This is a genomic window from Nitrospira marina (assembly GCF_059568365.1).
The window spans coordinates 1893633-1915054 of the sequence record NZ_JCANTH010000001.1; the positions used below are offsets into that span (position 1 = coordinate 1893633).

General features: G+C 49.7%; 15 protein-coding genes. 11 read left to right on the top strand and 4 right to left on the bottom strand.

The annotated features are described in order from the left end of the window. Positions 1-39: 39 nt before the first annotated feature. The 7 genes from LX98_RS07730 (at position 40) to LX98_RS07760 (ending at position 7018) form a co-directional block, all read left to right on the top strand. Positions 40-1152 carry a DUF2169 domain-containing protein gene (locus LX98_RS07730; protein ID WP_496428354.1) on the top strand — a complete coding sequence of 371 codons (1113 nt, stop codon included), beginning with the start codon at positions 40-42 and terminating at the stop codon, positions 1150-1152. Positions 1153-1160: 8 nt separating this feature from the next. Further along, complete coding sequence (locus LX98_RS07735; protein WP_496428355.1) at positions 1161-2195, top strand: 3-oxoacyl-ACP synthase; 1035 nt, start codon at positions 1161-1163, stop codon at positions 2193-2195. Positions 2196-2216: 21 nt separating this feature from the next. Then, complete coding sequence (locus LX98_RS07740; protein WP_496428356.1) at positions 2217-3242, top strand: PAAR-like domain-containing protein; 1026 nt, start codon at positions 2217-2219, stop codon at positions 3240-3242. Beyond that, a complete protein-coding gene (locus LX98_RS07745; protein WP_496428357.1) occupies positions 3243-4067 on the top strand; it encodes a hypothetical protein in 825 nt (274 codons plus the stop codon). A gap of 26 nt (positions 4068-4093) precedes the next feature. Beyond that, entirely contained in the window at positions 4094-5341 is a 1248-nt protein-coding gene (locus LX98_RS07750; RefSeq protein WP_496428358.1) for a TIGR02270 family protein, read from the top strand. A gap of 296 nt (positions 5342-5637) precedes the next feature. Further along, positions 5638-6291, top strand: coding sequence for a hypothetical protein (locus LX98_RS07755; RefSeq protein WP_496428359.1), 654 nt, complete (start codon positions 5638-5640; stop codon positions 6289-6291). 214 nt (positions 6292-6505) lie between these two features. After that, complete coding sequence (locus tag LX98_RS07760) at positions 6506-7018, top strand: hypothetical protein (RefSeq protein ID WP_496428360.1); 513 nt, start codon at positions 6506-6508, stop codon at positions 7016-7018. 973 nt (positions 7019-7991) lie between these two features. Here LX98_RS07760 and LX98_RS07765 read toward each other — a convergent pair. Both LX98_RS07765 and LX98_RS07770 read right to left on the bottom strand, forming a co-directional pair. Next, entirely contained in the window at positions 7992-9269 is a 1278-nt protein-coding gene (locus tag LX98_RS07765) for a CHASE2 domain-containing protein (protein ID WP_496428361.1), read from the bottom strand. A gap of 145 nt (positions 9270-9414) precedes the next feature. Continuing rightward, on the bottom strand, positions 9415-10437 hold the full coding sequence (locus LX98_RS07770; protein ID WP_496428362.1) for a TP0624 family protein: 1023 nt from the start codon (positions 10435-10437) through the stop codon (positions 9415-9417). A gap of 356 nt (positions 10438-10793) precedes the next feature. Between LX98_RS07770 and LX98_RS07775 the strand changes: the two genes are divergently transcribed. Together LX98_RS07775 and LX98_RS07780 are read left to right on the top strand one after the other, a co-directional pair. Then, positions 10794-13391, top strand: coding sequence for a protein kinase domain-containing protein (locus LX98_RS07775; RefSeq protein ID WP_496428363.1), 2598 nt, complete (start codon positions 10794-10796; stop codon positions 13389-13391). 158 nt (positions 13392-13549) lie between these two features. Then, a complete protein-coding gene (locus tag LX98_RS07780; protein WP_496428364.1) occupies positions 13550-15247 on the top strand; it encodes an FHA domain-containing protein in 1698 nt (565 codons plus the stop codon). A gap of 51 nt (positions 15248-15298) precedes the next feature. Here LX98_RS07780 and LX98_RS07785 read toward each other — a convergent pair whose 3' ends face one another. Together LX98_RS07785 and LX98_RS07790 are read right to left on the bottom strand one after the other, a co-directional pair. Further along, positions 15299-16660, bottom strand: a complete 1362-nt coding sequence (locus tag LX98_RS07785) for a sigma 54-interacting transcriptional regulator (RefSeq protein ID WP_496428365.1) — start codon at positions 16658-16660, stop codon at positions 15299-15301. Between the two features lie 441 nt (positions 16661-17101). Next, a complete protein-coding gene (locus LX98_RS07790; protein WP_496428366.1) occupies positions 17102-18097 on the bottom strand; it encodes a HEAT repeat domain-containing protein in 996 nt (331 codons plus the stop codon). Positions 18098-18808: 711 nt separating this feature from the next. Between LX98_RS07790 and LX98_RS07795 the strand changes: the two genes are divergently transcribed. Both LX98_RS07795 and LX98_RS07800 read left to right on the top strand, forming a co-directional pair. Then, complete coding sequence (locus LX98_RS07795; RefSeq protein ID WP_496428367.1) at positions 18809-19588, top strand: lipopolysaccharide kinase InaA family protein; 780 nt, start codon at positions 18809-18811, stop codon at positions 19586-19588. A gap of 127 nt (positions 19589-19715) precedes the next feature. Next, positions 19716-21302 (top strand): PGAP1-like alpha/beta domain-containing protein, encoded by a 1587-nt coding sequence (locus LX98_RS07800; RefSeq protein WP_496428368.1) that lies wholly within the window; start codon positions 19716-19718, stop codon positions 21300-21302. The last annotated feature ends 120 nt before the right edge of the window (positions 21303-21422 follow it).

Sequence of the window (21422 nt, forward strand, 5' to 3'; positions counted from 1 at the left end):
CGTCAAGAGATTTCCGTTTAACGCATGGAGGTATTGGCCATGCAAATAACCAGTAATACCACAGGAATGGAAGCCGGGCTCACCATGTTTACCGATAAAGATGGGCGAGACCACTGTGTGGTCGTCGTGAAGGGCACGTTCACCGTGGGCAAAGACGGGACGGCAATCTTAGCAGAGCAGCAAGCCCCACTGGTCTATGCAGATGAGCATTATGGTGATCCGGGTACAACCGCCATCAAATACGAATGTGACTTCGCCCCGTTCAAACCTCGAACAGATATTCTCGTTAACGGACATGCCTACTCGCCAACTGGCAAACCGGTCAGGAAAATGACCGTGGCCTTAGAGGTGGGGAGAGTCAAAAAAGAAATTCAAGTAATCGGCGACCGCCAGTGGAGGCGAGGGCTTTTTCGGCTTCGACCCACCAATCCGATACCTTTTGTCAAAATGCCGCTGTCGTTTGATCGGGCGTTTGGGGGATCCGATCATACACATGAAAATATCAAGAAACAGGGGACAGAATTGCGAAATCCGGTGGGGAGAGGATTCCACAAAAACACGGCATCAAAGGCGATTCGGGATACGCCGCTACCGAACCTCGAAGACCCTCGATCGCTCATACGGAAATGGTCTGATGCCCCTGCCCCTACAGGTTTCGGCCCTTTGGGACGAGGCTGGCAGCCTCGGATTCAACATGCGGGCACCTATGATGATCAGTGGCTAAACGATCGCTTCCCCTTTTTGCCGGACAATTTTGACTATCAATACTTTCAATCAGCCCCTACCGACCAACAATTTCCATACTTCACGGGTGGAGAAGTCGTTCGATGTACAGGAATGACGGCTAAGGGTTCCTGGATGTTTGTCGTGCCAACCTTTCAGGTTCCAATTTTGTATAAGTTCCGTGACCGCGAGGTAGAAGGAAAATCAAAACTCGACACACTGATGATTGAACCTGACCTGGGTCAAATCATGGTCTCCTGGCGAACCATGGTGTCGCTAGGCCGAAAAATCCATGCGCTTCGTGAAGTCATCGTAGGCAAGCCGTCAGCTCCGGTTTCCCCACAGCGAACTCAATCCGGAAAATTGCAATTTGATTCCATCAATGACTTGGTGGCTTGGAAGAGAGGCGATCGGGGATCAGAAGGGTAACCCAATGGATGAATGACTCTATGTATATCTCCTCCACAGGCATGGTTTGTCCCGTTGGTCTCAATGCCGAAGCCGCATGTGCCGCCATGCGAGCAGGTATCGCCCAGTTTGAGGAACTCCCCTATCTCGATAATGACGGTGAACCTATCGTGGGAGCCATAACGCCTGGGTTAGATCCCGACCTCAAGTTTGAACAACGGCTTATAGAAATGCTGGCAGCAGCCATTTCTAATTGTTTAAAAGAAGAGCTATCGACGCCACTTGAAACGATTCCATTGTTAGTGGGATTGCCCGAATCTGGAAGGCCAGGGGTCCAAGATTCCTTGGCCGAGCGTATTATTGGTTTAGTGCAAGAGAAACTGCACATTCAATTCCACCCGGAACTGTCTCGAACGGTATCCAAAGGTCATACGGCTGGGTTTGAGGCTCTCCAGATAGCCCGAGAGTTGCTTAAGGTCAATAAAGTTTCCGCATGTCTGATCTGTGGGGTGGACTCTTATATAAACGCCCGTTCCTTGCTTTGGTTGGATCAGAACTTGCGCTTGAAAACCGGAGAGAACTCGGATGGTGTCATTCCAGGCGAAGCTGCAGCCGCCGTGCTGATACAACGCCAAGGAACCTCGGAGGGAAAAGCTAGCATTAAGATAGCTGGCCTGGGATTTGGCAAAGAGAGGGCTAGTGTCTTGTCAGAAGAACCCTTGTTGGGGCAGGGCCTGACGAAAGCGGCCCGCACCGCTATGGCCGAGGCGGGGATCCAGATAGAAAAAATTAGCTTTCGCCTTTCCGATGTCACCGGCGAGAGTTACGGCTACAAAGAGCAGGCCCTGGTACTTTCTAGGCTTATGCGCGTTCGTAGGGAGGAATTTCCGCTCTGGCATTGCGCCGAAAACTTTGGTGATACGGGCGCTGCCGTCGGCATCATTCAGATGCTCGTCGCACACTACGCATTCCAGAAATGCTATGCCCTAGGCAAGATCGCCATGTGCTTCACAAGTGCCGATTCGGGCGAGTGCGCCGTAGCACTGCTTGCACTAAATCAGTAGCCATTGCGGGAGACGTAACGTATGAGCAACGAGGTATTCGTCAATGGAAACGAGATTGCATGTAAGGGGGGTGCTGGTAAGGTGATTGCTGCCTTCCCAGACGTCTGCCTGAGTCCTCCCTCACCGCCTGCCGGCCCAATCCCGGTTCCCTATCCGGATACGTCCTTCTCGAAGGACATGAAGAGCGGCAGCAAGACAGTGAAGATCGACGGTAAGGAGGTGGGACTCAAGAATAAGTCGTTCTTCAAAACGTCCCCGCTCGGTGATGAAGCGGCGACCCGCAGTTTTGGAGGGAGTGTCATCACCCATACCATCACGGGGAAAACCTATTTCGCTGCCTGGTCGATGGACGTCAAGGTAGAAGGGTACAACGTACCTCGCCACCTCGATCTGACAACATCCAACCACGCGAGCTACCCAGGCAGCACTCCGCCGACGCCGGAGCAGGAATTTGCGCTCATTCAACTCCGCCACGATGCGTGCCCATGTTGTGGTTCTGAGGGCTGTACGGCGGCTCTGCCTAAGAATGTCACTGATACTGCCGGTAACGAAAAAAAACGAGTGGCCTACACATTTCGAGAGTGGCATCGGCTGGACGAAACTGACGCTGCCGGAAATCCAGTCAATGACACAGCTGCCCAAATGGCCGCGCGTCCCTGTGCAGGGGGTGACTGTCCTAATGCAGGGAGAGCCGATGACGACAGAAAGTCAGATCCCCCCTGTGACGTCTTCAGGGTCACGACCGCGCAAGAGAGCCAAGATAATAACGCGGGAATCACTCAATTCCGTAAGGAAGATCTTCGAGAAATGGACGGCGTTCCAACCCGTTCCGATGATGCCTCACTGGCCGGACAGTCTCAGCAAGCCAGACAAGACGCGGTCCAGATTGATCATCGAACACCGCGTTCGGCTGGGGGCTGTCCGACATCAGACGACAACACTGTGGCTCATGCCATTCTTTGCGCGAACTGTCAGGATGTGGATAATTTGCTCGATAGACGGAGCGAACAGGAACTCGTACGTCGCCGCGCAGCACTGGGGTTATGAATGAAAGCGCTACCAGACTTGTATAAACGGCGCCATTGGACCGCCAACGGCTATCATGCGTTTCCGTTGACCGCAAATGACGCTGGCGTTCCAAACTATGAGAAGTGGATGGAATTTGATGCATTGCTCCGCGAAGCCAAGGTAGGAAATCTCCGCCGAATTCCATTACTTGTGGATCGGGTCGCCAATGCTGAAAGCTGGGTTCTTTGGGGCCAGTACGCCCAACTTCTTGGCGATGCAGGTTCGAATCAAATTCTTAGTCAAATTCTTGAGTCAATTCCCCTTGGGCAGGACATCACTTTAGAGTTTTACTATGCAAACGTCCTAGTATTTTGGGGCCACTTATCAGTGATCCCAACACTCATCGATATGTTTGACCGATATAGCTTTAGTGAAGATTCAATGTATATTGGGGCCGGGCTAAGCCGTCTTCTTGAAAAAGATATTGGCGAAATTGCTCGTTTTCCAAGAGACGAATCTAGGGACACAGTCAATGAATACTGTCAAAGGGTCAAGGAACGATACCACCAACTCTGCGACCAGCTGGGTACCGATGATGTGACAGTGTTTCGTGGCGAGGTGATTGATATCAAGAAAATCTGCCAGCGCATGCTGGAGGACCTGGGCGGTCGGCACCGTTTTCATGAGGAAATGCGTCACAAGTTCGAGGCGATGACCGGGATCAACTGCAGTTCCTTTTACAAAAACGGCAAGCTTCAGCGGCTCGCCGTCGCGGCCCTTATCGAGGATTTCTTGGAGGGGCCTGAGCCTTCGAGGTACACTGAAGGCGTCCGGTACTTCTTTGGCCACCGTATCCAAAACTGAGTAATTATCTGCTTATGGATAAAACCATGGAAAGCGTAATTCCTGAAATTGTCACCCAACATGCAGAAGAAGCCGCATTTCTTTGGCTCCTTCGTGACAATGCTATCTATGCTCCCCATTACAACTTGAAAGATTTGGTTGAGCATGATGAGCGAGTTGAGGCGCATATTGACGGGCTTCATATTGCTGGTGAGCCTGGTTGGGAAATTTGTCAAGAAGCCTTGGGTCAAGAGGAAGCGGGCGAGGTATTTGCCGCATCGATCTTGGCTTTCGAAAGCGGGGAGGACTCCCGTATTGAGGCCGTGTTGGAAGTGGGCGCCAAGTCGTATGAGTTAGCCCGTGGGTTGGTGTCGGCTCTCGGATGGATTCCCTATGCGTCAATTTCGAGTATTCTTAAACGTTTTCTGAATGCGAAATCCCCGTTTCTCCGTCGCGTGGGGATGGCCGGCATGGCTGTCCATCGGCAAGATCCAGGGCCTTTGCTTGGGAAGTTCCTGGATTCGGATGATGCCCTTCTTCAGGCCCGTGCCCTGAAAGCTGCTGGGGAATTGCGCCGGCAGGATCTGCTGAGAAACGTGAAAACTTCCTTTGCGAGTGAAAATCTGGCTTGCCGGTTTTGGGCCGCGTGGGCTGGGATTCTATTGGGCGATGGGGCATCCTTTCCTGTGCTCCAACGGATCACCTTTACACCATCTCGGTATCAGGAACGTGCTTGTGCTTTGGCTTTACGAGGATTGGGGTTGGAGCGGGCGTTAGCCTGGCATCGAGAGTTGATTGCCCGGCCAGACCTGCATCGGTTGGCGGTACAAGGTGTGGGGGTGATTGGCGACCCGGTGTTATTGCCCTGGTTGTTTGAACAGATGGCCATTCCTAAAGTGGCGCGTGTGGCTGGCGAATCCTTTAGCATGATCACTGGGCTGGATTTGGCCTATGACGATTTAGATGGGGAATGGCCGGAGGGGTTTGAAGCCGGGCCGACCGAAAATCCGGAGGATGAGAATGTCGAAATGGATACCGATGAAGATCTGCCCTGGCCGAACGTGGAATTACTTCACAAATGGTGGAAAGAACACAAGCAGGATTTTCGAAACGGGACGCGGTGTCTGTGCGGGCCACCCATGACGATTGGCTCCTTGAACCAGGTGCTTCGCACTGGCTTTCAGCGCCAACGGATTGCCGCGGCGATGGAACTAGCGATTCACCAACCCGGAACGCCTTTATTCGAAACCCGCGCCCCCGGTTTTGTTCAACAACGGCTTTTAGGGAAGGAGTAGTGGGAGTGACGACGTGGCATGTTTTTGATTGACCTGCCATGAGTCCTGCTTAGTGGCATAAGGTTCGACGGGCCCACCATGAAATGTGGGACGGGTACATTGGAACTCAGGATGCTGGGGGTGAGTGCCCTGGGTTGGTTGAAGGCTTTAAGGCACTCGAACTCATTTTTTGTTTTTAAGGCCAACTGACCTACGATTCGGATGCCGTATGACATCGAGGGGAAGGTGGTCGTCTTGCTTGAATATTGTTCTCGACAGGCCGCGAAAGTTCCTTCTCGTTGAGCCATGAGGATCACATGGGCCTTACCTATAACATACAGGAAGCGATGGAAGTGCAGCGGGAAACCGAGGCCTTGCGGGCGGGGGTTTCCCCGCGGGATATCGATCTCTCGCGGCAGAGCGGCATTGATGCGATGGATGTCCGTGTCTTTCGAGAATTCTCCGGTAAGGGGTTTCTGATTGTTGTGCGTTGTCCGAAAACGGCGGCCCGGGCCTGGCATGGACTCATCCCGCCCAAGCCGGTTTCGATCAAAGACAAGAGTGGGTCGTCGGGGGTTGCGGTCAAACAGCCCGGCCATATGCGGGTGTCGGATTACGACCTCATGAGTCTTTGGCGGCAGGATGGGGTTGGTTGGCGAAAAGTGTTCGCGTCGGCTGCGGATGGTGCCCCTCGCGGTCCGTATTCACCCGAGGCCACGGCCATTATCAAAGGCCTTAACCGCCGCCTCGTGTCCCGGATTCAGCACGGCTGTCAGGACGATTATTGCTCTCCACAAAATCCAGGGGTCAACATGAACGACCATTTTGCCGTGTTTTTCAATAACGTGGGGGAGCACCACTCCAATCCTCTGCTTTGCAAGATGTTCTATGAACGGAAGGGGTTGGTGTGGCTGTATAATTCTGCCGGTGTGTATCTCCTTGATGTTGCCCGGCAACAGGTGGCGCAATAGTAGGGGTTGTCTCTCCGTGACACGAGAGGGGAATTCTATCCGGTTCAGAAGAGGAAGCCACAAGAGAGAAAAAGATATTATGGTCTGGCCTATCCCTTCATAAGGAGTATGGCGATGAGTCTACAGCCTGGCACCAAATTTCAGCTTGTTCCCTCCGCCTTGTTTAGCGATCTCTCTGGTATCTGCCTTTATTTTTTGATCAATATTGGGAGTTATGATGTCCATTAGGGGTTGGCCTAAAAAGATTACTTGGAATGATTTTGGAGAAGTCAGTACTCCCCCAGGTGAAGAAACCGGACAAGCCTATATTTATTCACTGTTTTCTTTTCACTATTCGAATCCGGTCAAGGATCGAAAGGGTTGGCGCTTGGAGAAACTGGTCGTAGAATTGTCAGTGGATAAGGGCCAATCCTGGGTTGTGAAGGGCAAAGAACATCCGGAATTATTGAATCATGAACAGGGACATTACGATATCACGGGACTGGTTGGGGGACGGGAGTTATATGAATCGTTAAGGAAGTTGCGGACGGGAACATCTAAAGAATTGCTGGAGCAAAAAGACAAAATTTATAACCGAATCAACAAAAAGGTGAGTCGGCTTCAGGAGAAATATGATTTGGACGTCAAAAGTTCGGATGATCAAACAATTATTGCGGAAAAACAAAAGAAATGGGATAAATTACTTCAGTCCTGTATTCAAGGAAAGAAGTTTTTGCCTAATCTTTGAACATGTCGCCGCCTGGAAATGGACTCAAACTTTCGGAGTTTATAAAGATTAGAACATGCCTTCCTACGGTATGGTGATAATTTGTTCGAGTGGGAAGGCCTTTTACTTTGAGGCCTCTCCCAATTCTTTGGGTTCTTCTCCCTTGAGTTCTTCCTTCAAACACCAAATTCTTCCCATGCCGGTTGCCTTTCTTTCTTTTTAATCTTTTAACTTCCTGTTCCACTTTTTGAAAATCCCGATTTCTTTTGGAAAGCCATTCTGGATTTCCATTTGTTTTAATGTTGATGAAAATCAACGACTTCTGAAGTCTTTATTTAATGGTGAATTCATGTGACCCCTCGGCATGTGGCTTGCTCTCTCATATTGTCGGAAGAGGTAATCCTGGTAAGAAATGTTTCTCAATAAGGAGCGACACAATGTTGATGATCTTAACAACCACCTGTCTCACGATTGGAATCTCTTGGGTCCTGCTGTACCGCATTTGGTTCTAGACGGGAAGAATGCTGTATCAGGGTATTCTCTTAAGAAGGTGTTCTCCGGGGGTGCGATGACTTTTGGGTGCACTATTTGGGTATTGAGTTGAGCACTGTAATCCGGGGGTCAGGTCGAGGTAGGCGTTATTCTGTGTGAAATTTTCCAGCCTCTTCGCATATCCATATTTCGTTTTCAGTCTTTTCCGGAATTGCAAAATACACTTCCTTAACGCCGACTTAAAGGGCTTCGGAAAGAATGGTGAGTTGTAACCGTTTGGCTTCCGGGGACTGCGTCCTCCTGTTTCCAGACGGGCTTGTAAGCCTTTCTCTTGGCTTTTTGTATGGATTGTGGATGGTCGCATCGTTGTTCTCTAGGCCTAGGAGTTTGCATTGGGAGGCCCTCTCTTCCTGCACTCGTCTTCCCGCGTCCTACCATTTATTGCGATGAACGGACTGAAAGAAGGCTTGTTTGGTGTTTCGAATAGTAGGTGAGAGTGTACCTAGGTGATGGCTCTGTTTCTGGTCTCTTGTGTTTCCGCTCCAACTTTTTGATCCAGCAGCGCCTGCAACCGGTTTTTTTGGCGGACGACGAGATACCGTTGATATGCGGTTGCCAGGGCAAAATGGCCGTTGATGACAGCGATGAGGGGCATCACGTCCAACCAATAATTGTTGTAGATAAACAGGACAATACTGAGAACAATCACGCTTGCTAATAATCCGATGACTCCCAGGACGACGCCGAGCTCGCCTTTGGGGAGGAGGGTGACCAGTAGGCAACATCCCAATCCTAGGACTCCAATCAGGAAAAAAATCAGAGTTGAAGGGGAATGGGTGATAAATTGCCCGGTGAGGAACATGTTCAGCACGTTGGCATGCACTTCGACTCCCGGCATGCGTGTCCCCCAGACGGTGGCAGTTTGAGCTTTCAGTGTAGTTGTCTCTTTCTGAGCGAAGGGCGTGAGATGAAAGTCCTGCAGGGTGGCGGCGGATGACCCTAGCAAGACAATTTTGTCGGATATTTGCTCAGGAGAAAATTCTCCTTTGACGATTTTCCAGAACGGTAAAGAGGGGAAGGTTCCTGCAGGACCCGCAAAATTAATCAGGGTAGTGTTGTGCTCAACGGGGATATCGATATCCCCCAACTTGGCCAACCCTGGGGTGTCGACGTTCAGGGGACGTGCGCCATCCGGATCAAGATAGAGACGGCCGGCCTCCGCTCCCAGCGTGACAAATGGCCGGAGTTGATCTTGATAATATCCTACGCCCAGGAGGGGCATGGAACGGAGTACGCCATCTGCATCCGGCATAATATTAATGAGCCCTTCTCCTAGCGCCGCCTGCTGAAAAATGGGGAGAGGGGTCATAGTCTGGTCCGGGCCGATATACCGCGTTAGGATGACATTGCCGGCCTGTGTCATCGCGGTTACGAATAGGTGATTTTCATCCGGGTCTCCCGCATCAGAAAACAAGATATCCAGGACGATCAATCGCGCCTTGGCCTTCTGGAGGTGTTGAATGGCTTGGGCATACAGTGTGCGTGACACTTGGCTGGGGGCTATCCCCAAGTGGGTCACGGTTTGTTCATCATTGAGAATCAGAAGGATCGGGCTCTTAACGGACTGGGCTCCCCTCAGGTTCATGCGCATGTCGTAGGTGTGCAGTTCCAACCATTGAAATCCGCCAAACCCATAGATGGCCATCATCGTGAGGGTCACGCACAGACTCAATCCAATCCCTACCCATATTTCCCGCTCACTTTTCCCAAAAGCGTTCATTGTTCGAAAAGGTACTGTATTTCGAGAAGAATGGAAAGAAGCCGGCAAAAGGGTGGTTAAGGGGAGCTGTCAAAATCAATATGCCGTTGGAGACCTCCGCCAAGAATCGGATATCAAGTGGGAAAGTCTGCCGCAGTCGGTCGGGCTACGGGTAGTTTACGGGCAGCACGTTTGCCGGTCTGAGGCTTCCTTCCACGCCGGCCACCAGAGGATCGATTACAATAATTACGTTAGCGTTGTGAAGAAAGTCCATGAGTATCGGGTCTTGTCGGATGTGTTCTGCATCGGCAGCGCTTACCATAATATCCGTTCCCAGGACGCCTGTTTTTTGTATGGCTTCAATCTGAAGGGGACGTGGCCCGACGCGTTCTTCAGCGACAGGTGGGGGTTTCTTGTCGGCCACGGGATAGAGAAAATGTTTGGGAAGAGTAGAGGAGGTTTGGGGGGCCTGGACAAAATACTGAACCATTCCCCTTTTTCTTAGCAGGTCGTGTGAAGCCGTCTTTTTTTCGTAGAGCATGTGGCCCCGCTCGTCCGTCACGGTCGGAAACGTGGCTGGTTGGACACCCAGCTCTCGAGCATCAATAATGAGTCCTGTGTAGGTTCCATTGTCCCTAGCGCCTTTCAAGGGACTAGAGAATTGTGTTGTTTCGGGTACGATGGTGGACAGGAGGGATTCGTTTCCCCACATGTTCATGGTCAGCAGGACTTCCACATTCCCATCTGAAAGGACATTTTCCTCCGTGATAAAGGCATTTTTTACCAAGCCCTGCACGCGGGATTGGATGGTGTCACTTTTCACCATAAAGTTTTCTACCAGGGTTTCAGAATCGATACGTACGCCTTGCACCAATTCCAATAAATTTCTGCGAGCGACGGCAATTGCCGCGCGGGCCGCCATAGTTTGGAACGCTGCGGATGGTGTTGTCGATGAAGCAGATCCAAATCCTCTGGCAGAGAGGGTTCCTGAAGTCCAATTAATGTGTCCTTCACCCTGCTGTTCTATGGCCTGGGATAGGGTCAGTGAAGGTTCTTGCGCACAAAGTACAGAAACCAGGCACGCGGCAGTGATCATTAGAATGCTGAACAGGCCGTAGGAAATTTTCCAGAAGCGAGGTATCTTCCCTGAGATGACGAGGCAACTGTGCGGGGTGTTTGATCGTGTCATTGGGCGTTATCTCCGAGGCTATTGGATAGGAATTTTAATTTTTCGTCAAGAGCTGTGAGAAAAAAGTCATTTGCCGATAGTAAAAATTTACAGGATTCATCCCCTCGGGGAAGGTCATAGATGCATCAGGTCCCCAATCTAATCTCATCGGGGTACGGGGCCAACCAGATGAGGTTCCTTGGTTCCGGGACGTGGATTGTGACGCCCCACAGAGATATGAAATGCAGGAGACTTTCAGGGAGTTTCTGGCGGCTGTCATGGCGTGGATTGCGGGGTTCCTCTTTCTATCTATTTTTAAGTCCGTATATGATAAAGTCGTTGCAGTATAAGGCGTATAGTCATGTAAGGACGGCACCATGGCTGAGCAGATTATTTCTGGAAAATATTTAGTGCAACGTGAGATTGCCCGTGGAGGCATGGGTGTGGTGTACCTTGCACTGGATCAAACTCTTCATCGGCAAGTGGCGATCAAGGTGCTGCATGCTCACTATATGGGAGATGCTTCTTTCGCCCAACGATTTTTGCGGGAAGCCCGAGCGATGGCCCGTTTAAACCATGAGAATATTATTCAAATTTATGCGGTCGAGGAAGATCAGGGTAGTCATTATATTGTGATGGAATATTTTCCGAGTAAGGAACTCAAACAATTGCTAAAGGAAAATGGTCCACTTGATCTCGGCGGCGCTCTCCGGTTCGCTATTGCCATGACTCGGGCTCTCACCTATGCCCATGGAAAAGGTATTATTCATCGGGATATTAAACCCGGCAATATGATGATTGGGGAGGGCGATCTTCTCAAATTAACTGACTTTGGAATTGCGGCGGCGCTGGGGGAATCCAGTGCCACAGTGACGGGAACTATTATGGGGACACCCGAATATATGTCTCCTGAGCAAGCAAGGGGTGACCAGATAGATGCCGGCACCGATATGTATTCTTTGGGTATGGTGCTTTATGAAATGCTCACAGGCAGTACTCCGTATAAGGGATTGGCCGGACAAACTATTGTGGGGAAACTTGCGTATTCCCAGGAAGAAGTGGAATGGCCGTTTCCTGAACATGTCCCTTCCTCTCTCCGGTATTTAATTTGTAGCATGACCAAAAAAATTCGGGAGGAACGATTTACCGACTCCAGCTTAATCTTGGAAACTCTGAGAAGTCATTTAGATCAACTCACATCTCTTGTTCCACCCTCTTCATCTCCACCTTCAGACGATGCCACCCTTGACCTGAGTTCATCCACACGCCTCCTTTCTAGTCGAACCAAGACTTTTCCGCAACAAGAACCGGAAAAACCCAAACCCCGAGAAGCTTCAGGAGTTGGTCCTCAAGAACCTTCCGCCTCCCAAGCTCCCCCCCCATCTCCAGCGAAGCCCATCACCAATGAAGATTCCGGAACTTCCACTCGTCATTGGTGGTTGTCTCCTGCCATCCTGGCAGTAGTCGCATCGGTTTTTGTTATTGCGGGTGTGTTGGTGTTTCTTCAGCAATGGCCCGGAAGTCAGAATGGGGATATTCCAGAATCCATTTCTTCTCCGGTTTCATCCAAGCCAGGGGAGTTGGGACCTGGTACATCGGAAATTCCTTTGGTCGATGTATTGGCCGCGAAAATGAAGAAGCTTGCCGACCAATGGGAGGAATTATTGGTGCAACACAAGGCAAGGGTTCAGCAATCTGATGCTGATTTAATTGCGGTTGAACGGCAGGTGTCCCGATTGGAAAGTTCAGAAGTTAAACTGTTAAAACTTCAGACGGTGGGGACAGTTGAACAGCGCGTGGAAGAGGTCGATAAGGCTTTTCAGGAGAATTCTTCCCGATATCAAAGCGAGGTGAAGGAACTTCAGATTTCCATGAACGGTTTGTTGGCCGAGATGGAAGTGGTAACACGTCAAGACCCAAATGGGCCAACCATAGACCGGCTTTCCCAGGCTAGCAAAAAATTACAAGATCTCGCGAGACATACGACCAGTTATCAAAAGGAATTCGAAGGGACCTGGGGCAGGCGTATGGTGGCGCTTCGAAAAAATGTGGAAGCCGTGAATCGCCGGGTCGTTAATCTGGAACGTGACCCTCAACCTAAGCCACGGGAGTTCAAGCCTCAAGGTGGAAAGCCCAAACAGGAGGATCGTGACCTCCAGCCACGGGTTGTCGCGTTGACAGCACGGATATCTGATGTTAGAGAAAAGGTCATGGGCATGGGAAAAACCCTCTTGATGTCCTTGCAAAGCTTTCAAAAACAAATCCATGATTTGAAACAAAATGTCGGAAGTTTTTCCACCCCTACCCGACAACAATTGGATATGCTGAGCCAGACGCTGGATAAATTAAATGCGGAATTTTTTCGGGATCAGGAACGTTATCGTGATGAGTTGAAACAGTCCCATCAAAACATTCAGGACGTTTCGAATGAATTGAATGTATTGAAAACGGCCGGGGTGGAAGCTTCGACGCTCAAGCAGGTGATGACCCATGTGCAAACCCTGGAGACTATGCTTGGAGAACTTGAAGTCAGTCAAAAGGAAACCAGTGTTGCCTGGAGTCAAGATGCGGCGAAAATTCAGGATCGCCTCCAAGAAGCTCATCATGCTTTAGCACAAGGTCAACCAAAAAAAGACCAAAATGGGGAAAAAACGAACATTCAGGAATTAAAAACAATCGTAGGGGATATTCAACAATGGTATCAAAACCGGGATTTGGCAGCGTTGCAACTAGGTACCAATCTTTCACCTAAACAAGCGGAGATTCTCCGAGCCTTATTTGCCAATTGGGCGTCATTCACGGTGCACACTCAGATTGATTCAATTGACAAAGACTCTGCGAAAGTGATCGTCCAATTGCATGAAATGGTTGATAAACGTGGAAATCGGGCTAAGGCTCATCAGGAAGAAATCATCGGACGCCAAGTGCTGTATATCCCCAATCAAGGCGGGGAATGGGGAAAGCCTCAATGGTAACTCCAATAATCATTCGTGCGAAAGTCTGACGCTTAGCAAGGGGTTTTCACACAAGATAAAATCCTTTTTTGATGAAATCCTTGGGGGAGTTGTTTTGAGCCTCCTGGTCTAAGGTATTTCCTTGACGGCTAAATCCTTTCAAGAGTGGGGGAAATAGAATGGCAGATGATAGGACTGTTGCTATTTCTTCTCTCGTTCCATTAACGCTGCGGGTTGAAAAGGGAACGACCGAAAAAAAAGAATACCGGTTTTCCTATGATTTTACTTTGGGGAGGACGGCTGAAAATGATGTTCAATTTTCTGATCGTTCCGTGAGTAAACGGCATGTCAGGTTTTTCCTTGAAGGACGAAAATGGTGGATTCAGGATTGGGAGAGTCGAAACGGCACTTTTTTAGATGGACAACGTATTTCCAAAGAAGCCTTACCCCTTCAAGGTACTATCACACTAGGCCACAGTGGCCCAGTATTACACTTCGCCATCCAATCTCCAGAAGAGGGGAGTCAAGAGTTCGCCATGCCTGGTCTTCCAACGGCGAAGGTCGTTTCATCCAACATGGCCGCAAACCCTTCCATGCCTTTAGAGAGGGGGAAGGGTTCTATTCCAGCCGAGGAAGCAGGCAAGCCAGTCAGTCCGGAGTCGCCTGCCGATCGTCTATCTGATCAAGGGGGTGCAAATATTGATAGCCTTCAGAACAACTCCTCCCTCCAAAGGGGTGTCCCATCTTCTGCTCCCCTTCCTTCACTAGAAAGTTCTTCACAAACGCAAATATATATCGATCGATATTTTCGCAATCAAGCAGTTGGAGGTGAAGGCGACCATACTCGAATGGTCAAACGAGCTTATAGTCAGGTAAGAAAACAGCATGCGCGTTGGTATTGGAAAGTGATCGCGGTATTTGTCGGAGTGGGGATTGTCCTAGGAGGAGTGGCTATTTTTCAGACCCTCAAATTGCGACAACTTGAAGCCCAAGCGGCTGATGTTTTTTATACGATGAAAACTGTCGAATTAGAGTTGGCTCAAATTGAAGATTTGGTGCTGGAGCATCTTTCTCCGGATCAGGTCAAAGGGATCCTCTCAAAAAGGGATGCTGTTCAATCCACCCTTTCCCGTTTGGAAAACACCTATGAAAATTATTTGGAGGACATTGGGATTTATTCAAAAGATATGCCCCCAGAGGATCGGATCATTCTTCGAATGACCAGGTTATTCGGAGAGAGTGAAGTGAAAATGCCCAAGGGCTTTGTGGCTGAAGTCAAAAAATATATTCAGAAATGGCAATCAACTGATCGGTTGGAAAAAGCCTTCCAGCATGCAGTGCGTCAGGGGTATCAGAGTAAGGTCCAAGAGGTGATGCTGAGTCAGCATATGCTGCCGGAATTTTTTTATTTGTGTCTCCAAGAAAGTAACTTTGATCTTAAAGCCGTAGGGCCGCCAACTCGTTTTGGAATCGCCAAGGGACCATGGCAATTTTTACCATCTACTGGGTTAGAATATGGGCTGAAAACGGGGCCTCTAGTAGATATAGAAAAATATGATCCCAGGGATGAACGTCATGATTTTGATAAAGCCACTCACGCGGCAGCCAAGTTTCTTCGATTTCTGTACACCACAAGGGCTCAGGCCTCTGGGCTTTTGGTGATTGCGTCCTATAATTGGGGCCCTACCCGGGTGAATGATTTCATTGACCAGCTTCCGCCCAACCCGAAAAGTCGGAATTTTTGGGAGTTGTTGAAGAAATTCAAGGTTCCCCAGCAGACCAAAGATTATGTCTTTTATATTTTTTCGGCAGCGGTCATAGGGGAAAATCCTTCTCTATTTGGATTTAATTTCGAATCTCCACGCGAGGTCAGTTGAGAAGAATGTCAGCAGGACCGGAGGCAGGTTCCCTCGGCTAAAGGCTGGTGGTCAAAACGTCCCTCGTCCGGAAATTTTGGTCCCCTCAATCCCATATTTTTTCATTTTATAATAGATGGTCCCACGGCTTACCTTCAGAATATCGGCAGCCTTTGTCGTATCCCAATGGCAGTCAGATAGGGTCTTTAGTAATGCCTGCTTGTTCAGTGAATCAAGCGGAGCTTCCCCTATCTTATTCGAATGTTTCCCCAGCCAGGCTTCTGCATCCCTTTGTAAAAGAATTTTGTCTATGATTCCAATTCGACGAGCTTGTAGGCAGGCGCTATATAAGCTGTTTTCTAATTGGCGTACGTTGCCGGGCCAAGAGCCCGTCAGAAGAAATTCTTTGGCCTCATCGGTAATAACCATGGTTTGCGGGAGTTGTAGCTCTAAGGAAATCTTTGTAAGAAAATGGTCGACAAGGCTTGGGATATCGTCCTTGTGTTCACGTAACGGGGGAATGTGAATCTGGGCCACTCTGACACGGTAATACAGGTCGGCACGAAATTCCTCATTGCTGATAGCCTTTTCCAGTTCCCGGTTGGTAGCGGCGATAACTCGCACATCGACGTGAATTTCCTGGGATCCACCAACCCGCATGATAGTTTTTTCCTGAAGAAAACGAAGGAGTTTGGCTTGAGCTGTTAAATGAAGTTCGCCAATTTCATCCAAAAAGATGGTGCCTGACTTGGCATTCTCAATTTTTCCCAGTTTTCCAATATTGGCCCCTGTAAATGCGCCTTTTTCATAACCAAATAATTCGCTCTCTATGAGATCAAAAGGGATGGCCGCACAATTAAGAGGGATAAAGGGTTTTCCGTTTCGTGGGCTCACCTGATGGAGGGCTCGGGCAATTAGTTCTTTTCCCGTTCCATGTTCCCCGGTAATTAGAACAGTCGCGGGGCTATTTCCTATATCTTGGATGAGGCAATAAAGATTTTGCATGGCCTCCGACTCACCAATAATTCCTGAAAAGTGCACCACAACTTCCCGGGGTGGTTGCGAATATTCGGAGGACCCTACCTGAATGGCCACACTTTTCGAAGTCTCATTTTTAGGCAGAGGGATGGTGATCGTTTCCTCTTCGAAGTGAATAGCGCACTCCAGTTCATACGGGTAGATAGTGAGTCGACAGTATGGGGGAAGGGTAATTTCAGAGGGAATTCTTTTATTATCTAAAAGAATTCCGTTACGACTTTTGTCGACGAGTTTCATGCTGTTGCCTTCTTGGGTAATGACTCCCTCTAATCTTGAGACGTGAGGATTAGGCAGGATGAGGTCATTTTCAGAGGAACGACCAATGGTCACAGAATTTTTTGAAATCTGGACTTTGTGGATAAAAACCTGGTTGAGAGAGACTTTAAATTCAATCATCGATGGGAACCATGAGGAAGGGGACGATGAAATTGTTGAAATAGTAAAATGGAAAACGCTTCACCGACCCTATACAAGCGGTATCGGGGAAAATTTAAACAGGTTTGTTGGGAGCCCGGTGGCTATTTTGGAATAACTGAAGAAAAAAGCCAAGCGATTATTATAAAAACGTATAAATAACTGATTTCTTCTTTCGGACAATGTCCGAAGAGGGGAGAATGAAACCCGTTGGCGGCTGTTCTGGGAGGCGCTTTCTTACGGTCATTTCCGGAGTGTTTGGCCGGAATGACGAAAAAGAGCCACCGTTATAGGAACAGAATTCCAGATGCTGTCTAACACATTAAAAATATGATATCTTATTTCCCCTCCAGCATGGTTAAACGCCCATGTTGCTCGGTACACTGGATGGCCATCCGCAGTTGACCCTTCGTCAAGTTGGGGTTACCGGGATTGAATGAGTTGGATCGCATGCTCCGCAGCCGACCGGACTTCCGGATCGGTTTCTTTTTCCAATAATGTTGTGAGTGGAGAGAGAAACGTGGTGTCGCCAATCTGGCCAAGTTGAGTCATGGCCGCCCCCCGTTCAGTGGCTTGCGCTTTTTTGGCAACCGTCCATAAGACTGCCTGCGCTTCAGGGGTATGAAACGCCCCCTGTCCTAGTTCCTGAATGATATTCATCCTGGCGCGTTGTTGCACAATAGCCTGAGTCGCTCCCCGGGCTCCGGCCGCATTTACCAACTCTTTTTGGGTAAAGGGCCTTACCAACACCTCCATTAACATCTCCTGTTCATTCTGGTCCCGATCAATATGTCCCCGAATGAGATCTCCAACAAAACAGTAATAAGGATCTTCCTCCAGATTACCAATCGCGTCCCAATACAGACTCCCGAGGGGAATCGCGTTGGGTTCTGCTTCGAAGTGATGTGAAAAGATTTTGCCCAAGCGGTCATGGACCAGCTTCATGTCGTAGCGGATAGCTGTCGCTTGTTCCAATACCTGAAACTGTCCACTGGGTATTTCCTCATATTGAATGTAAAGCATCGCATCATGCGGTTGCTTGGGATCAAAGACCACTTGAAACCCGGCATCTTCCAGTTTGAGTTTCAAGGTTACCCCCACATTGTAGGGTGGACTCGGCACATTCAGCCAGGTTTGGACGGTGCCGGCGACGAGTATGGTGCGAATGTTTTGGAGGATCTTTTGATCCTCCTGAGACCATGGGGGCTTGGTCAGTGGCTCATCATATGCCAACAGTCTATCCGTGAGAGAAATCGTCAGGGTCAGACTGATCAGAAGGACAGAGGCCCTCCACGCAGGCCTCAGGTATCGGATCGCTAATGGCTGCCGTGGCCGCTCGGCATTTCGTTCATGTTCGTTTGGTGGGGAGAAAAAGAAAAGAATTCTGATAGGATTCCATCGGCTGAGACGGTGAAGCATAGAACGTTCCATTGGGTTGGACGAATCTGGTCTCTCCCGGCCATCAATGACGTAGTAGTTATACCCTATCAAGAGTTGATGAGGAATTCAAAATCTTTCTGATTCTGATAATCCGGTTTTTCCATTTTCATACGGCAAGCCCATGCAATCAATCGAAGCCATAGTCTCTCTTGCAGGCTATTGTGAGAACAGTTTGAAGGACTGAGAGAAAAGTACGGTTATGATTTCGTATATATGAGACTTTGTGTGAGCGCGTGAGTGAGCTATGTTTCTGGACTCCGCCTATGAAATTAACCGGGGCTATGGAGGGGATACATTCATGTAATGGAGTCGGCAGAAAATGCCAATATTTACTTGTGTAGTTTTGGGATATAGTGCTGTTAAAAAATATGCCCATTGCCCATACAGACCCGAGAAGAGATGGCCATCATCCGTTAGTGGGCAACGTTCTACAAAAGTCCGTCTAAAAAGACTGTAGCCATAATAACGGGCACGGGGTATATTAAGTCCGTGAGAACGGCCAAATGGCAAAAATTTCGCTGGAGGCCATTTTCGACATTCCCACTGACTTGGCTTAAGACTATTGCTTGCCTCTCTCCCACACATCTTTTTCATAAGAGTCTGCATATCGATCAAAGCATAAAGCCCTTCCTGGCCAATGCTGGGATCTCCCAATTTCAAGATTTTGTCGATTACTCTGCTGGGACGCTCGTGTCCCGCCCTGCCAAGCGACATGTCCGCAGACTTTCTCTTGAGGTCGCGGGACAGAAAAAGAAGTACTTTCTCAAGCAAAGCGGTTTTCAATCTTTTCATCTGCTTTTGAAATCATGGTGCCGACTTCAAGTGCCTCTTTCGGGCACGGCCCGAGAGCTTTTGCTTCTTAAATCATTTCGAGACCAGGGCATTCCGGTGATGAAGGCCGTCGCCTGGGGAGAACACAGGGTTTTGGGCTGGCCTGTGAGGGGTTTTATTTTAGTAGAGGAGGTGGTGGGTCAGGAGTTTGTGGACGTCTACCTAGGGGCATCTCTACGAGTTCGTCGGCGCCTGTTTCGCCTGTATGGTGAATTGATGGGGACGCTACATCGTATAGGAATCGATTCCAAGGTTCGACCCCAAGATCTCATTTGTGTTTCCGATAACTATAAAGATTTTCGAAATTGTTTTGTGGTGATTGACCGCGAACATGGGCGACCGTATTTGATGGGACTTTCAATAGAGCAATGCGGAATTCGCTTGGGGGATATCTGGGCCAAGGGAATGTATCGAATTGGACTGGGTGAACGTAGCGAATTGCTGGCGTTTCTCTCCGGCTATCTCGCAGGCGCCGGTCAGCGAAGTGTCCGTGAGACGCGTGGCGCGATCTCTGCGAATCTGGTGAAACGGGCGTCTTGTCGGGCGGCTGAAGTTTTGTATCATGACAATCGTTTTGAGACGCTGCGAACCGGATTTCAGGTCCTATACGGTATTAGCCCCGATAGATTCATACCTTGACTAATTTCCTGAATTGACCAAGAATCTTTTCTCATTCGAACGCGGCGTCTGCCATGGGAAATAAATTGAGATAGTATAAGGCTTGCTCACACTGACATTCGTGCAAATCTCATTCGGAGGTACATTCATGACGACATCCGCGCAGCATCCCTACCACCCCATCATCTATGTCCGCGGCTTTGCGGCCACTTCGAGCGAGATTGAAGAAACGGTGGCCGATCCTTACATGGGGTTCAATATCGGCTCGACCAAATCGCGCACGGCCTGGACCGGCGACGTGAGGCGTTTTTATTTTGAGTCGCCCCTCGTGCGGTTAATGGGCGATCACGAATATGAGGATGTCTTTGTGGATGGAGACGATCTCGTGTTAGCTGAGCGTACCGACTATCCCGTCCCATACCGCTCGATTATCATCTACCGCTATTACGATGAAGCTTCGAAGGACTTTGGGGACGGCAAGACGCCGCCTATTGAGCACTTCGCCAAAGGCCTTGGCACTCTCATTCTGCGCCTGCGCGAAAAGGTCTGCTCGAATAAGGCCAATAAGGTCACGCCTAAAGACTTCCGTGTGTATCTCGTGGCTCACTCGATGGGAGGGCTGATCTGCCGGGCTTTTCTGCAGAATACAAAACTCGGCTCAGCGGAGGCGCGCGGCGCGGTAGACAAGCTCTTCACCTATGCCACGCCCCACAATGGCATTGATATGCGGATCGTGCGCAATGTGCCTGGCTGGCTTTCATTCGGCGATATCAATAACTTCAATCGCGACAAGATGGCCGGATACCTCGCGGTACCGAAGGGTAATGATGTCTCGGTCGTCAAAAATTTTCCCCCCGAGCGCATCTTCAACCTGGTCGGCACTGATGCACGCGATTACACTGTGGCCGGCGGCATTTCGTCATGGGCGGCAGGGGATGCCAGTGACGGCCTCGTGCGTCTCGAGAATGCCACCACGCATGGCGTGGGTCCCGACGGCAAGGATGTGAGTTCGCCCCGCGCGTTTGTGCACCGGAGCCATTCCGGGCACTACGGTATCGTAAACTCCGAGGAGGGCTACCAGAATCTTACGCGGTTCCTGTTCGGTAAATTGCGAGTGGATGGCATTCTGGAGGTCGATGACATCACATTACCCGTGGAAGTGCAAAAGGCGCACGAAGACGGCAAGAAGGTACGAGCATCCTACCAGTTCGAAATTGCGGCCAGCGTGCGCGGCTGTCAGTGGCAGATGACGCGGCGCGAGGTGCGCGAGAACTCAGCGATCTTTCGCAGCTACGAGGAACTGTTCCCGGGGAAGGATCGCAGCAAGCGCAAGCCGGACCGCTCGAACAGTCCGCATCTCTTCTCCATTTTTCTGGATCCCAGTAAGAGTGTCAAAACATCCAAGTCCGTTAGCTTTGCTTTCGACATCAAGGTGCTGGTACCCGATTACGTCGTGGATGGTCTACTGTTCATGAAGCGCCATTATGAGGGTGGTTTCATCTATCGTGAGTTGATTCTTGTCGAGGCCTTTCCCGATAAGGGAAGTCCGAGTGGGTGGCGCATCAAGTATGGCTATCAGGACATGAATCCCGGGAAGCCCGGCAAAGATGTAGAAACCCGTCCTCTCATGAAGGGAAAACCGAGTGCAGGCATCAGCTTCGATATCCCCATCGAACAAAACGCTCGCCCCGGCCTGACCGGCACCTTACGCATTGAAGCAAGGCCGTGGAGCTGAGTGGTATATGACGTGAGCAGATTCCGCTCCGCAGCAGTGACAGTATGGTTTAAACCGACTATCGTGTATTTTTCAGAAAAATCGAAGTCGTGTTACACCGACAGCATAAGAATGATGCGC

Excerpts from the sequence above, each read along its gene's own strand:
- LX98_RS07790 (WP_496428366.1), bottom strand. The coding sequence starts at position 18,097 with ATGCTTCACCGTCTCAGCCGATGGAATCCTATCAGAATTCTTTTCTTT.
- LX98_RS07735 (WP_496428355.1), top strand. The coding sequence starts at position 1,161 with ATGAATGACTCTATGTATATCTCCTCCACAGGCATGGTTTGTCCCGTT.
- LX98_RS07750 (WP_496428358.1), top strand. The coding sequence starts at position 4,094 with ATGGAAAGCGTAATTCCTGAAATTGTCACCCAACATGCAGAAGAAGCC.
- LX98_RS07760 (WP_496428360.1), top strand. The coding sequence starts at position 6,506 with ATGATGTCCATTAGGGGTTGGCCTAAAAAGATTACTTGGAATGATTTT.
- LX98_RS07740 (WP_496428356.1), top strand. The coding sequence starts at position 2,217 with ATGAGCAACGAGGTATTCGTCAATGGAAACGAGATTGCATGTAAGGGG.
- LX98_RS07765 (WP_496428361.1), bottom strand. The coding sequence starts at position 9,269 with ATGAACGCTTTTGGGAAAAGTGAGCGGGAAATATGGGTAGGGATTGGA.
- LX98_RS07755 (WP_496428359.1), top strand. The coding sequence starts at position 5,638 with ATGGGCCTTACCTATAACATACAGGAAGCGATGGAAGTGCAGCGGGAA.
- LX98_RS07730 (WP_496428354.1), top strand. The coding sequence starts at position 40 with ATGCAAATAACCAGTAATACCACAGGAATGGAAGCCGGGCTCACCATG.
- LX98_RS07780 (WP_496428364.1), top strand. The coding sequence starts at position 13,550 with ATGGCAGATGATAGGACTGTTGCTATTTCTTCTCTCGTTCCATTAACG.
- LX98_RS07800 (WP_496428368.1), top strand. The coding sequence starts at position 19,716 with ATGACGACATCCGCGCAGCATCCCTACCACCCCATCATCTATGTCCGC.
- LX98_RS07770 (WP_496428362.1), bottom strand. The coding sequence starts at position 10,437 with ATGACACGATCAAACACCCCGCACAGTTGCCTCGTCATCTCAGGGAAG.
- LX98_RS07775 (WP_496428363.1), top strand. The coding sequence starts at position 10,794 with ATGGCTGAGCAGATTATTTCTGGAAAATATTTAGTGCAACGTGAGATT.
- LX98_RS07745 (WP_496428357.1), top strand. The coding sequence starts at position 3,243 with ATGAAAGCGCTACCAGACTTGTATAAACGGCGCCATTGGACCGCCAAC.
- LX98_RS07785 (WP_496428365.1), bottom strand. The coding sequence starts at position 16,660 with ATGATTGAATTTAAAGTCTCTCTCAACCAGGTTTTTATCCACAAAGTC.